We start from the raw sequence: 12873 nt of genomic DNA on the forward strand, positions 1-12873 counted from the left end.
TTTTTCGGCGGATTTGGCCGGTGGTCAGTCCGTTCTTCGGCGGATTCGGCCGGTCATCAGTCCGAGCCGATGGCCGCGATCGTCTCCAGTTCGACCTCCTCCCGCGCGATGTCCCGCGCGTCCGCCGCCGTCGAGCGGCGCAGCGCCTCGTGCAGCCGGGCCGGTGTCAGCACCCCCAGGAAGCGCCCTTCGCTGTCCTTGTCGATGACCGCGATCCAGCCCGCGTCGTGCTGGAGCATCGTCGCGAACGCCTGCTTCAGGCTCGCCCCGACCGGGAGCCAGGCCTCCATCCGGCGGGCGTGTTCGCGGACCGTGCCGCCGCCCACGCGCGCGTGCTCTGCGGAGATCCAGCCGTGCAGGTTGTTCTCGCCGTCCAGGACGACGGCCCAGCGGGCGTCGAGCTCCCTGGGAAGCGGGTCGTCGAGGTGCACCACGGGCGGCTGTTCGAGGTCGCCCTCCTCGATCGGGGTCACCGAGAGCCGCTTCAGGCCGCGGTCCGCGCCGACGAAGTCGGCCACGTACGCGTTCGCGGGGGCGCCGAGGACCGTCGAGGGGGTGTCGAACTGCTCGATGCGGCCCTGGCCGTAGACGGCGATGCGGTCGCCCAGGCGGACCGCCTCCTCGATGTCGTGCGTGACGAAGAGCACGGTCTTGCGCACGGCCTGCTGGAGGCGCAGGAACTCGTTCTGGAGGTGCTCGCGCACCACGGGGTCGACCGCGCCGAACGGCTCGTCCATGAGGAGCACCGGCGGATCGGCCGCCAGGGCGCGAGCCACGCCGACCCGCTGGCGCTGGCCTCCCGAGAGCTGCTCGGGGTAGCGGTCGCCGAAGACGGACGGGTCGAGGCCGACCAGGTCGAGGAGTTCGGCGGCGCGCTCACGGGCCTTGCCGCGCTTGACGCCGAGGAGGTGCGGGACGGTCGCCGTGTTCTCCAGGACGGTCTTGTGCGGGAAGAGGCCGACTTGCTGGATGACGTAGCCGATGCGGCGCCGCAGTTGGACCGGGTCGATGGCGGATATGTCGTCGCCGTCCACGAAGATCCGGCCCTCGCTCGGCTCGATGAGCCGGTTCACCATCTTCATCGTGGTCGTCTTGCCGCATCCCGAAGGGCCGACGAGGGTGACCAGTTCACCCTCGGCGACCTCGAAGGACAGGTCGTCGACGGCCGTGGTGCCGTCCGCGTAGCGCTTGGTGACGTGCTCGAACCGGATCATGCTTCCCCATTGTGACGGATGCCGGCGGGCCGCGGCGCGCTGCGGTGGGCTGCGGCGGGCGGCGCGTGAAGGCCGTGTTGCGGCCGCGCGACGGCTCTCGGCGATTGTCGGTGCCGCGCGTTAGGGTCGCCAGACACGGGGGGACGTGTGTGCGGCATACGTCCGTGATTTCGGGGGAGGTGTGGGCGCGTGGCCGAGCAGAACTGTCTGGTGACGAACGACTGGATCTGCGGGGAGTACCTCCGCACCCGCAGCCAGGAGTTGACCGACGCGACCTTCCAGCACATCGGGATCACCCTCGCCTCGGTGGCGATCGGTCTCGCCGTCTCCCTGCCGCTGGCGCTCCTCGCGCGGCGGTGGCGCTTCCTGGCGGGACCGATCCTCGGCGTGACGACCGTGCTGTACTCGGTCCCCTCGCTCGCGATGTTCTCGCTGCTCCTGCCCTTCTTCGGGCTCTCCGCCTCCCTGGTCGTCACCGGCCTGGTGCTGTACTCCCTCACGGTCCTCGTGCGGAACATCCTGGCCGGCCTCCAGGCCGTCCCCGAAGAGGCCCGGGACGCCGCCAGGGGGATGGGGTACGGCCCGATGAGGCTCCTGTGGGAGGTGGAACTGCCGCTCGCGCTGCCCGCGTTGCTGGCCGGCGTCCGCATCACCACGGTCTCCACGGTCGCCTTGACGACGGTCGGCGCCATCGTGGACTACGGCGGCCTCGGCACCCTGATCCTCGACGGCCTCGACACGACCTTCAAGGCCCAGGTGCTCACGGCATCCGCGCTGTGCGTCCTGCTCGCCGTCGTCGCCGACCTGCTGCTGCTCGCCCTCCAGCGGTGGCTGACGCCCTGGACGCGCGTGCATCGAATACGGACGAGCCGCGACGCGCGCAAGGCGACCGTGTCCAAGGTGGCTGAACCGGCATGAACGCGATCACTGGTGCGTACGACTGGCTGACCACCGGCGCCAACTGGCAGGGCGAGAAGGGGGTGTGGCACCGCCTCGCCGAGCACCTGTACTTCAGCGGGGTCTGCCTCGCCGTCGCCTGCCTGATCGCGCTGCCTCTCGCGCTCTGGCTCGGCCACATCGGCAAGGGCGGCGCGCTCGCGGTCAACATCTCCAACGTCGGCCGGGCGGTGCCCACGCTGGCCCTGCTCATCCTGCTCACGCTCACCCCGCTCGGTGAGCACGGCGACGCCCCGACGCTGATCGCGCTGGTCCTCTTCGCCGTGCCGCCGCTGCTGACCAACGCCTACCTCGGGATGCGCGAGGTGGACCGGGCGGTGGTGGAGGCCGCGCGCGGGATGGGCATGAACGGCGGCCAGGTGTTCGCGCGGGTCGAGCTGCCCCTCGCGTACCCGCTGATCATGACCGGCGTCCGGTCCGCCGGGGTGCAGGTCGTCGCGACGGCCACGCTCGCCGCGATGGCGGGTGAGGGCGGTCTGGGCCGGATCATCACCGCCGGGTTCAACCTCCAGAACACCCCGCAGGTGGTGGCGGGCGCCGTCCTGGTGGCGCTGCTCGCCCTGCTGGTGGAGGGGGTCCTGGTGGTGGCGGGGCGCGTCTTCGATCCGATGCGGCGGTCGGGCGGGGCGGCGCGGTGAGTCCTGGTGGCGGGTCAGGCGTGCCGCCGGGCCAGTGAGTTGTTTTCTCCTTCCCTTTCGAAATGGTGGTTCACCGAATGAACAGCACAACGCGTCGCGCGCGACGGATGGCAGGGGCGGCCGCGGCCGTCGTGGCGCTGACCGCGGGACTCGCCGCGTGCGGCGGGGAGAGCCTGGAGGACGAGGGCAAGGGCTCGAACCAGGTGGGCGACGGCAAGAAGGGCTCGCTCGTGGTGGGTTCGGCGCGCTTCACCGAGCAGAAGGTCCTCGCCGAGCTCTACGCGGGCGTCCTTGCGGAAGCCGGATATGACACGCAGGTCAAGACCGTGCAGAACCGCGAGATCTACAAGCCGGAACTGAAGAAGGGCTCGATCGACGTCGCGCCCGAATACGCCGCGACCCTCGCCGAATTCCTCAACCTGGAGAAGAACGGCCCGAAGGCCGAGGCCGTCGCCTCCAGTGATCTCGACGCGACGGTGAGCGCCCTGGAGAAGCTCGCGAAGCCGCAGGGCCTGAAGGTGCTTCCGGCGGGGGAGGCGGTCGACCAGAACGCGTTCGCGGTCTCCAAGGAATACGCCGAGAAGCACAAGCTCAAGACGCTCTCGGATCTCGGCAGGTCGGGCGAGAAGGTCAGGATCGCGGCGGGCGACGAATGCGAGTCGCGGCCCTTCTGCGCCCCCGGTCTGAAGAAGAAGTACGGGATCGATGTCGCCGGAATCGATCCCAAGGGCGTCGGCACCACGCAGTCCAAGCAGGCCGTGAAGAACGGCACGGACCAGCTGGTGCTGACCACGACGACCGACGCGACGCTGAAGAACTACGACCTCGTGATCCTGGAGGACGACAAGAAGCTCCAGAACGCGGACAACATCCTTCCGGTGGTCAACGCCGAGGAGGCGGGCGGCAAGGAGATAGCCGACGCGCTCGCGAAGCTGACCAAGACGCTCACCACGGAAGACCTCATCGAACTCAACCGGAAGGTCGATGAGGAGCGTCAGAAGGAAGCGGATGTCGCGAAGGACTATCTGAAGTCCAAGGGCCTCATCGAAAGTTGATCAAGGAATCGGCCGTGCTGCTCCTGGGCTGAAGCGGAAGCGGACCGCAGGAGCAAAGCGGAGGAGAGAGCGGAGTTGGGCGGGGAGTTGTGGTGAGTTACCGATGTGGCACCTGCTTTTTGGCGGGCCGGGCAGCATACTTCGCCTACGCGCGGTAAGTTTCTGGCCATGCCACGTGGACGTCACCGCCATTCCCCACCCCTGCACAGGCTGCTTCCTCCTTCGACGGTCGCAGGCGTCTCCGTTCTCTGCGCCGGCGGCGCCTGGATGTTCGCGGAACCGGTCGTGCTCCGCGGGCTCGTCGCGGCCGCGGCCGCCGCTGCCGTCGTCGGTTCGGTCGTCATGCGCCGCTGGGACCAGGCGGCGGGCAAGCGCGTCGCCGAACTCACGCGCGCGCGAGCGAGCGACGAGTGGCGTCACGAGGAACGGATAGCCGAGGCGGAGTCCGACCTCGAGGAGTCCCGCGAGCTGCGGGCCAAGCTGGAGAACAAACTCCGCGCCAAGCGGGCCGAGCTGGCGGCGCTGCGCAACGAACACGCGGCGCTCCTGCGGCGGTACGCGAACGCCGAGACGGAGCGGGCCAGCGCCCTGGAGGGGCAGCGGCTGCTGGCTATAGAGACGTCGTCCACGGCGCCGGTGCCGGCGCTGCGGGCCTCGGAGACGGGTGCTGGTGCTGGTTCGGGTGGCGGTAGTGGCGCCGCGGATCTGGTGCCCGCCGTGCGGGCGGGTGCGCCAGTGCGGGCGGGAGGTCCTGCCGGGGGTGGAGCTGCCGCTTCGGGGACGAGTGCCGGTGCGGCTGCCGGTGTGAGTACGGGTGCGGCTTCGGCGGGCGTGGTTGCTACGCCGTCGCTCTTCGCCCTGGCCAACGCGGCGCTCGACCGCATGGTGTCCCGCACGGCGCCCGAGGCTCAGGCGGAGGCGGCCCGGAAAGCGGCCCCGAAGGCCGCGCCGGACGCGGAGGACGAGTCGCGGGGGAAGCCCGGGGCGGCCGACGGACTCGGCGGGCACGAGCGCGCGGTCGCCGTCGCGCCGCCCGCGCAGACCCGGCGCCAGGCGCCCCAGGGCGGTTTCGACTTCTTCGGCACGAAGGGCGCGGCTCCCGCCGCGCTGGAGTCCGTGCAGAACGAGGACCTCGCCGATGTGGTGGGCGAGGAGGCCCTCGCGGTCCACAAGGCGGAGACCGAGGCGGAGTTCAAGGACGCGCCCGAGGGGGACGCGGCGGGCGCGGGCCAGGTCATCGACCTGACGGCGCATGACGAGACGGAGCAGATCGACGTGGGGGTGCTGCGGACTGCCCTCCGGGCGTAGCGCTCCGCGGGTTGGGCGGGGTGGTCTGCGGGGCGGTGGCCGTGGCTGGGCGGTGGGTGGGGTTTCGGCTGCGGGTCGGTGGTGGCTGGTCGCGCAGTTCCCCGCGCCCCTGAGGGGGTGGGGTGCTGGGTGGTTTGTCGGCTGCGGGTCTGTGGTGACCGGTCGCGCAGTTCCCCGCGCCCCTTACGGGCGCAGGTCTCCGCGCCATTAACAGGTACGGGTTCCCGCGCCCCTTGCGGGGGCGCTGCCTCGGTGGCGGTGGGGTTACTTGGTCATCCAGCGGTCCGGGCGGGCCTCTCTGCGGCCCGTGCGGGAGCGGTCCGCCTGGGACTGGAGGAGGGCCGCCGCCTCCGCCGCCGGCCGCAGCCGGGCTGTCACCGTCTTGTTGGCGCCCGTGTCCACCCGTACGTCGGCCACGCCCTTGTACCGCTCCCACGGCCCCTGCGAGAGCCGTACGCTCTGCACCTTGGCGTGCGGCACCAGCGACAGGCGGCGCTTGAACAGGCCGTGCCGCGCCGCGAAGACCGCGTCGGTCACCGCGAGGCCGTAGCCCTTCCACCAGAGCGGCACGCACCACGCCGCGCGCGCGGGAGGCCGCGCCAGCTCCGCGGCGTCCGGCACGCGCGTGCCCGGCAGCACCCGGCCGATCACCGCCTCGGCGAGTTCCCGCGGTGCGACCGGCACCAGCACGCTGTTGGCCGAGCCCGCCACGTCCAGCTCGACCCGGACCCAGCCCCGCCGCCGCCACAGCAGCGGCTGCACGACGTGCACGGTCTGCACGCGCCCCGGCGGTACCGTCTCGTGCGCCTTGTCGAGCAGGCCGTGGTCGATGCGCAGGCCGTCCGGGGACTCGCCCACCGTCCAGTCGTACTCCTTGATGAACCGGCCGCCACTGCTCGCGAACGCGCCGCCCAGCATGGGCAGGCCGGTGGCGAGGACCGTCCACAGGTTGTGCGTGGCGAACCACAGGAAGGCGGGCACGACGACCGCGGCGACGAGCATCGCCCAGGGCGCGCCCGTCAGCAGCAGGGAGACGGCGAGCATGCGCGGCTGCACGTGCAGCAGGCCGCGCACCGGTGCCTCGCCGACCTCACGCGCCTCGTCCGGGGCGAAACCAGCCGCCCGCGCGAGGAGTTCCGCCCGCAGCTCGGCGGCGTCGCGCTCACCCAGGTAGGCCAGTTCGTCCTTCTTGTCCGCGCCGACGACGTCCAGCTTCAGCTTGGCCACCCCCGCGACGCGGGCGAGCAGCGGACGCGTCACGTCGACGGCCTGGAGCCGGTCGAGCCGGATGTGGGCGGTGCGCCGGAAGAACAGGCCGGTGCGGATGCGCAGTTCGGTGTCGGTGACCGCGAAGTGGGTGAACCACCAGCTCAGAAGGCCGTACGCGGCGCCTCCGAGGACCACGGCCGCGCAGCCCAGGAGCAGGGTGGTGGCCGTCAGTTCGGACAGGCGCTGCTGGGTGCCGTTCGGGTCGTGGACGGCCCAGCCCACCAGGATCGCGAAGGGCGCCCAGGCCCGGCGCAGCGGTGTCACGGGGTGCAGCCGCCGCTCGGTCACGACCTTGTCCGAAGCCTCTTGTACGCCGCTCACAGCCCCGCCGATCTGGCCTCGCCCAGCTCCGTCAGGCGGTCGCGCAGCCGCTCGGCCTCCTCGGGGAGCAGCCCCGGGATGCGCGCGTCGGTGGCGGCGGCAGCGGTGTGCAGCTGCACGCTCGCCAGGCCGAAGTGCCGCTCCACGGGCCCGGACGTCACCTCGACGAGCTGCATCCGGCCGTACGGCACCACGGTCTCCTCGCGCCACAGCACGCCCCTGCTGATGAGCAGGTCGTCGTCGCGCTCTGCGTACCGCCACGAGCGCCAGTTGCGCCCCAGCATCGGCCAGCCCCACGCCACGACGGCCAGCGGCAGCAGCGCGAAGGCCGCCCACGCCGGGCCCGCGAAGAGGGCGAGCAGCACGCCGGTGGCCGCCGCGAGCGGCACCAGCCAGGCCACCAGCAGGAGCCGCCGCATCTTCAGCAGACCTCGTGGCAGGCCCGTCCACACCTGCTCGACCCGTGCCCCCGCCGGTCCAGCGGCCCCTGCCGTCCCCGTTTCCATGCCCCCAGCGTACGTACGCCCTCTGACAGCCGCGTGGGCCCCGACGGCCCGCAGAGGCCCGATGGTCGGGCACGCGCGGGGAGGGTGTGCGAGAGACTGTGCCCATGAGTCCCACGACGGAGACCACCACGCAGACCACGCTCGGCATCGGCGGCGCGGCCGAGAGCACCGACATGGTGCTCAACATCGGCCCGCAGCACCCGTCCACGCACGGTGTGCTCCGCCTGCGCCTCGTCCTGGACGGCGAGCGCATCCAGCACGCGGAGCCGGTCATCGGCTACATGCACCGCGGCGCGGAGAAGCTCTTCGAGGCGCGGGACTACCGGCAGATCGTGATGCTGGCCAACCGCCACGACTGGCTGTCGGCGTTCTCGAACGAGCTGGGCGTGGTGCTGGCCGTCGAGCGGATGCTCGGCATGGAGGTCCCCGAGCGCGCGGTGTGGACGCGCACGCTGCTCGCCGAGCTGAACCGGGTGCTCAACCACCTGATGTTCCTCGGGTCGTACCCCCTCGAACTGGGCGGGATCACCCCGGTGTTCCACGCGTTCCGCGAGCGCGAAGAACTCCAGAACGTCATGGAGGAGATCTCCGGCGGCCGCATGCACTACATGTTCAACCGTGTGGGCGGCCTCAAGGAGGACCTGCCCGCCGGATGGACCTCCCGCGCGCGGGAGGCCGTCGCGTCGGTGCGCTCGCGCATGGACGTGTACGACCGCCTGGTGCTCGGCAACGAGATCTTCCGGGGGCGCACGCGCGGTGTCGGCGTCCTCAGCCCCGAGGCGGCGCACGCCTATGGGGTGAGCGGTCCCATCGCCCGCGCCTCCGGGGTCGACTTCGACCTGCGCCGCGACGAGCCCTACCTCGCGTACGCCGAGCTCCAGGACACCCTGAAGGTCGTCACGCGCCAGGAGGGCGACTGCCTGGCCCGCTTCGAGTGCCTCCTGGAGCAGACCCACAACGCCCTGGACCTCGCCGACGCCTGCCTGGACCGGATCGCGGAACTCCCGCAGGGGCCGATCAACCAGCGCCTCCCGAAGGTCCTCAAGGCCCCCGAGGGCCACACGTACGCGTGGACCGAGAACCCGCTCGGGATCAACGGCTACTACCTGGTCTCCAAGGGCGAGAAGACCCCGTACCGCCTGAAGCTGCGCTCGGCCTCGTACAACAACATCCAGGCCCTGGCCGAGCTGCTTCCGGGGCAGCTGGTCGCGGACATGGTGGCGATCCTCGGGTCACTCTTCTTCGTGGTCGGCGACATCGACAAGTAGGGCGGCGCTTGCGGGGATGCCGACGGGCTGGAGCAGCCACCGGAAGTCCCCGAGGCCACCGGGCGCGGTCAGCTCCGCGGCCTCTCCCGCGCGCGTGAGGGCGCGTACGTACGCGGCCGGGTCCTCGGAGGCCAGGGTCAGCGGGGGACGGCCGCCGCTCACCCCGAGCACGCCGAGCGCCGCCCGCTGGGTGAGCAGCGCGGCGCCCGCACCCGCGCAGGCGTCCAGTGCCACATGCGCGGTGATGTCACAGCTGCCGTCCGGCACGGGCGCCGTCTCCCGGCCCGCCCTGAAGCCCGTGAGCGTCCCGAAGGGCGGGCGGGCCTCCCGGCCGTGCGCGTAGTCGACGGCGACCGCGAGGCCGCGCTCCAGGGACGCCACGGCCGCCGCCCACGCCTCGTCCCGGGGGCGGCCGATCTCCGCGCGCACCCCGGGCTCGGCGTCCAGCGGCCACCAGCGCGCCAGCCACGCGGCGTCCGGGCCCTCCACGGGGCCGCCCAGCACCTCGGTGCCGTCATCACGTACGAGGACGTGGCGTGCCGTTCCGTCGGCGTCGACCTCGGCGACGTCCACGGGGACGTTGTCCAGCCACTCGTTGGCGAAGAGCAGCCCCGTCACGCCGGCCGGCGGCGCGGGCAGCCACGTGACGCGGGGATCGAGACCGGCGGGACGCTCCGCTCGCTCGACCGCGTACGCACGCACGCGTGCCGCCACGTCGGCGGGCAGGGCCGTCAGGACGGCCGTCGTCAGCTCGCCGCGGCCCGCGCCCATGTCGACGAAGGCGATCTCTTCCGGGTGGCCGAGCGCCTCGTCCACCCGGCACAGGAGGCGGGCCACGGCGGCGGCGTAGAGGGGTGAGGCGTGCACGGACGTGCGGAAGTGTCCGGCAGGTCCCTCGGGGCTGCGGTAGAAGCCCTCAGGGCCGTACAGGGCGGCCTCCATGGCCTCGCGCCAGCCGCGGGGGGCGCCGGGCCCGCCTCTGTTGTCGTCGTTCGTCACAGACCGCAGGCTAGGCGTCCCTCCACCTTGGGGAGTACAAGCGATCGATACGGATCGCACCTCCGGTTGACCCCCGGGTGCCGTGCGGCTGCCTACGCTGGGTTACGTGCAGCGCCTCTATGCCTTTCTCCGCAGACACCCGACATGGGTCGACGGTTTCTGGGCCTTCGTCCTGCTCGGGATCTCCGGGCTGGGTCTGGTGTCGATGTCCGACGTGAACGGACGCGAGCCGACCCTCCTGGCGATCCCGGCGGCCCTCGGGCTCTGCCTGGCGGTCGCGCTGCGCCGGCGGGCGACCGAGCAGATGCTGGTCCTCGTCGCCGTCATCGGCCTCTTCCAGCTCGTCTTCGACGTGGAGACGATGCCCGCGAACTTCGCCATGCTGGTGATCATCTACACCGCGGCGGCCGACGGGGCGCCGTGGGCATCGCGGTTCGCGCTGGTGGGCGGCTTGTGCGCGGCGCCGCTCTCGATGATGCGCTGGCCCGAGGAGAACGCCTCCGTCGTCGGCAGCGTCCTCTTCACGATCTTCCAGATCGTCCCCTTCGCGCTCGCCTGGGTCCTCGGCGACTCCATCCGCACCCGCCGCGCGTACCTCGCACAGCTGGAGGAGCGCGCCGACCGGCTGGAGAAGGAACGCGAGGCGCAGTCGAAGGTCGCGGTGGCGGCCGAACGGGCCCGCATCGCGCGCGAGCTGCACGACGTCGTCGCGCACAACGTCTCGGTGATGGTGGTCCAGGCCGATGGCGCCGCGTACGTCCTGGACACCGCGCCCGACCAGGCCAAGAAGGCCCTGGAGACCATCTCGGGGACCGGCCGCCAGGCGCTCGCCGAGATGCGCCGCCTGCTCGGCGTGCTGCGCACCGGGGAGCCCGAGGAGGGCTCCGAGTACGTCCCGCAGCCCGACGTCGAGCAGCTCGACGAACTCATCGAGCAGGTGCGCACGGCCGGGCTGCCCGTCGACTTCAAGGTGGAGGGCACCCCGCGCCCGCTGCCCAGCGGCGTGGAGCTCACCGCGTACCGCATCGTGCAGGAGGCGCTGACGAACACGCGCAAGCACGGCGGCGAGAACGCCGGGGCGAGCGTGCGCCTGGTCTACTTCGACGACGGCCTCGGGCTGCTCGTCGAGGACGACGGCAAGGGCGCCCCGCACGAGCTGTACGAGGAGGGCGGCGCCGACGGCAGGGGGCACGGTCTGATCGGCATGCGGGAGCGCGTCGGTATGGTCGGCGGCACGCTGGACGCGGGGCCGCGCCCTGGTGGCGGCTTCCGGATCAGCGCCCTGCTGCCCCTCAAGCCAGCACACTGAACTCGTTTTTTTCATGTCCGTCGATGACACCTGTCACCGGTGCTGTACTCCCGTATTGACCCCCGAAGGGACTCCCAGATGTCGATCCGAGTGATGCTCGTCGACGACCAGGCGCTGCTGCGCACCGGCTTCCGGATGGTGCTCGCCGCGCAGCCGGACATGGAGGTCGTCGCGGAGGCGGGGGACGGTGTCGAGGCCCTTCAGGTGCTGCGCTCGACCAAGGTGGACGTCGTGCTGATGGACGTACGCATGCCGAAACTGGACGGCGTCGAGGCGACCCGGCGCATCTGCCAGGACGCGAACCCGCCGAAGGTGCTGATCCTGACCACCTTCGACCTCGACGAGTACGCCTTCTCCGGGCTGAAGGCGGGCGCCTCCGGGTTCATGCTCAAGGACGTGCCCCCGGGAGAGCTGCTGGCCGCGATCCGCGCCGTGCACAGCGGTGACGCGGTGGTCGCGCCGTCCACCACGCGGCGCCTGCTCGACCGCTTCGCGCCGATGCTGCCGAACGCGGGCGGGCCGCCGCAGCATCAGGAGCTGGAGCGCCTCACGAGCCGTGAGCGCGAGGTGATGGTGCTCGTCGCGCAGGGCCTGTCGAACGGCGAGATCGCGGCCCGGCTCGTGCTCTCGGAGGCCACCGTGAAGACCCACGTCGGCCGCATCCTGACCAAGCTGGGCCTGCGGGACCGGGTGCAGGTCGTGGTCCTCGCGTACGAGACGGGACTGGTGCGGGCCGGGGGCGCCAACTAGCGCCGCCGTGCATGTCTTCCGGCGTCCGCGCCGCACGCCTCCCGGCAGCCGCCGCGCGGACGCGGCGGCTAACGCAGCACGCCCTCGATGAAGTCGCTGCCGAGGCGGGACACCACGCTGATGTCCAGCTGATGCTGGACATACCGTCCGCGACGGCGCGTGCTGACCAGGCCCGCCTTCTTCAGGACGGTGAGGTGCCGGGATATCTCGGGGGCGGTCATGCCGTGCGCGTCCGCCAGCTCGCCGGTGGTGTACGACCCGCGCGCGAGGTGCCGGCAGAGCCGCATCCGCACCGGGTGGGCGAGCGCCGACATGCGGCGGGTCAGCTGCTCCACGGTCGGCGGGGCGGTGAGCCCGGAGCTGCTGGTCGGGTAGGTGATCGAGGCCTGCCAGCCCTTGCGGTGCAGCACCATGAGGTGCGGCCAGCCGAGACTCGTCGGCACGAGCACCAGGCCGCCCGAGCCGGTGGCCGTCCGTCCTTGGCTGATCTTGTCGACGGTGATGAGCCGGGCGTCCTCGTCCAGGGAGACCGCCCCTGAGATCGCCTTCAGGGCCTCCGCGAGGCCCTTGCGCCGCAGCAGCTCCGTCTTGTGCCGGGCGTCGGCGGCCAGTTGGTGGCTCAGCCGGGCCCAGGTGTCGGCGAAGAACGCCTCGTCGCAGTCCTCCAGGAGCCCGCGGAGCCAGGCGCGGACGGCCGGCGGGTCGTCCAGCAGGTGTTTGGTGAAGCGCACCTGGTGGGGGCCGCGCGCGGCGGCCAGGTCCAGCGCGCGCTGCTGCACGGCGGGATCGGCCAGGAGGTTGCGGTCCGGGTCCGAGTACGTCGACTGGCAGGTGAACTCCAGGGCGGCGTCGACGAACTGCTCGTCCGTCAGCTCGTCCAGCTGGTCGAGTTCCTCGGCGAGCGTGGCCCCCGGCAGCGCCCTCAGTCCCGGGATGCCGGCGAACGGCGCGAACACGTCCGAGAACGTCGAGCGCCACAGGAAGTCGGCCTCGCACAGACGGTCCGCCAGGCACGGCTCCAGGCGCGCCGAGACGGCCGTCGCCCAGCCCTGGAGCCCCGGGTGGTGGCCCGGCTCCGACAGCGCGTGCAGCGCCATGCCCAGCTCGGCCAGGGGCGAGGGCACGACATGGATTCGCTCCTGCGACAGGCCGCTGATGTCGATGCTCACGCTCATGACCCCCATGGTGCACCGCGTCACTGACAGCGCGGCCGTCGATTGACGAGCGCCGTCAATCGACGCGACGGCGGCGGGCCGGCGGGAGCAGTCTGTGGTCATCA

General features: G+C 71.9%; 12 protein-coding genes. 7 read left to right on the forward strand and 5 right to left on the reverse strand.

All coding sequences use genetic code 11. The features are described from left to right. Positions 1–56: 56 nt before the first annotated feature. Entirely contained in the window at positions 57–1214 is a 1158-nt protein-coding gene (locus tag J2N69_RS20735) for an ABC transporter ATP-binding protein (RefSeq protein WP_230902121.1), read from the reverse strand. Positions 1215–1403: 189 nt separating this feature from the next. On the opposite strand from J2N69_RS20735, the gene J2N69_RS20740 reads away from it, so the two are divergent. The 4 genes from J2N69_RS20740 to J2N69_RS20755 all read left to right on the forward strand — a co-directional run bounded on the left by J2N69_RS20740 (position 1404) and on the right by J2N69_RS20755 (position 5172). Then, entirely contained in the window at positions 1404–2132 is a 729-nt protein-coding gene (locus J2N69_RS20740) for an ABC transporter permease (RefSeq protein WP_230902122.1), read from the forward strand. Further along, positions 2129–2809: an ABC transporter permease gene (locus J2N69_RS20745; RefSeq protein ID WP_127912285.1), complete on the forward strand. Its 681-nt coding sequence runs from the start codon at positions 2129–2131 to the stop codon at positions 2807–2809. The genes J2N69_RS20740 and J2N69_RS20745 overlap by 4 nt, the downstream gene beginning before the upstream one ends. Positions 2810–2886: 77 nt before the next feature. Further along, on the forward strand, positions 2887–3864 hold the full coding sequence (locus J2N69_RS20750) for an ABC transporter substrate-binding protein (RefSeq protein WP_230902123.1): 978 nt from the start codon (positions 2887–2889) through the stop codon (positions 3862–3864). Between the two features lie 168 nt (positions 3865–4032). Then, a complete protein-coding gene (locus tag J2N69_RS20755; RefSeq protein WP_230902124.1) occupies positions 4033–5172 on the forward strand; it encodes a hypothetical protein in 1140 nt (379 codons plus the stop codon). Positions 5173–5436: 264 nt separating this feature from the next. On the opposite strand, the gene J2N69_RS20760 is transcribed toward J2N69_RS20755, so the two are convergent. Both J2N69_RS20760 and J2N69_RS20765 read right to left on the reverse strand, forming a co-directional pair. Continuing rightward, positions 5437–6762 carry a PH domain-containing protein gene (locus tag J2N69_RS20760; protein ID WP_230902125.1) on the reverse strand — a complete coding sequence of 442 codons (1326 nt, stop codon included), beginning with the start codon at positions 6760–6762 and terminating at the stop codon, positions 5437–5439. Further along, a complete protein-coding gene (locus tag J2N69_RS20765; RefSeq protein WP_127912596.1) occupies positions 6759–7268 on the reverse strand; it encodes a PH domain-containing protein in 510 nt (169 codons plus the stop codon). Before J2N69_RS20765 ends, J2N69_RS20760 begins: the two co-directional genes overlap by 4 nt. 104 nt (positions 7269–7372) lie before the next feature. Here J2N69_RS20765 and J2N69_RS20770 point away from each other — a divergent pair, with 104 nt between their 5' ends. After that, the gene (locus J2N69_RS20770) at positions 7373–8536 is read left to right on the forward strand and encodes an NADH-quinone oxidoreductase subunit D (RefSeq protein WP_230902126.1); all 1164 of its coding nucleotides are present in this window, start codon (positions 7373–7375) and stop codon (positions 8534–8536) included. On the opposite strand, the gene J2N69_RS20775 is transcribed toward J2N69_RS20770, so the two are convergent. After that, positions 8501–9478 (reverse strand): SAM-dependent methyltransferase, encoded by a 978-nt coding sequence (locus tag J2N69_RS20775; protein WP_230904796.1) that lies wholly within the window; start codon positions 9476–9478, stop codon positions 8501–8503. The genes J2N69_RS20770 and J2N69_RS20775 overlap by 36 nt on opposite strands. A gap of 163 nt (positions 9479–9641) precedes the next feature. On the opposite strand from J2N69_RS20775, the gene J2N69_RS20780 reads away from it, so the two are divergent. Then, on the forward strand, positions 9642–10844 hold the full coding sequence (locus J2N69_RS20780) for a sensor histidine kinase (RefSeq protein ID WP_230902127.1): 1203 nt from the start codon (positions 9642–9644) through the stop codon (positions 10842–10844). 78 nt (positions 10845–10922) lie between these two features. Further along, a complete protein-coding gene (locus J2N69_RS20785; protein WP_127912593.1) occupies positions 10923–11594 on the forward strand; it encodes a response regulator transcription factor in 672 nt (223 codons plus the stop codon). Between the two features lie 68 nt (positions 11595–11662). Here J2N69_RS20785 and J2N69_RS20790 read toward each other — a convergent pair whose 3' ends face one another. Then, positions 11663–12769: a DUF5937 family protein gene (locus J2N69_RS20790; RefSeq protein WP_127912592.1), complete on the reverse strand. Its 1107-nt coding sequence runs from the start codon at positions 12767–12769 to the stop codon at positions 11663–11665. Positions 12770–12873 lie beyond the last annotated feature (104 nt).

This window comes from Streptomyces huasconensis, from assembly GCF_021028635.1.
GTDB lineage: Bacteria > Actinomycetota > Actinomycetes > Streptomycetales > Streptomycetaceae > Streptomyces > Streptomyces huasconensis.